Origin of the sequence: Fulvivirga lutimaris (assembly GCF_009711525.1) — a bacterium.
GTDB lineage: Bacteria > Bacteroidota > Bacteroidia > Cytophagales > Cyclobacteriaceae > Fulvivirga > Fulvivirga lutimaris.
In genome coordinates, this window is the sequence record NZ_SMLV01000023.1 from 1 (window position 1) to 341 (window position 341).

The 341-nt window shown below is 44.0% G+C and carries 1 protein-coding gene; it reads right to left on the bottom strand.

Translation table 11 applies throughout. From position 1 onward, the window contains the following. Positions 1–341: hypothetical protein (locus E1140_RS21105; protein ID WP_221412582.1), on the bottom strand; the 341-nt coding region annotated here is incomplete at both ends.

Consider the following 341-nt stretch of genomic DNA (forward strand, 5'->3'; position numbering starts at 1 on the left):
GCTCCGGTTATGATCGCTCCGCTTCCAACACTGGTAATGTCTGTAATGTCCGCTGTTGTTATTGTATTTTGTGTCGCCAATCCTCCCAAGCCTAGATTAGTTCTTGCTGTGGTAGTATTCGATACATCACTTAAATTGTTGGTACTTAGCAAATCTCCACCGCCATCCGCTGCTATGGCTGCGGTATTGGCAGATATGTCAGTTGTATTGGTTGCAATATCAGTAGCATTGGTAGCTATGTTACTAGTATTAGTGGCAATGTTGGTAGTGTTTGTTCCAATCTGAGTTCGCTCAGCTCCCGTGATGATTGCTCCACTGCCAACACTTGTAATGTCTGTAAT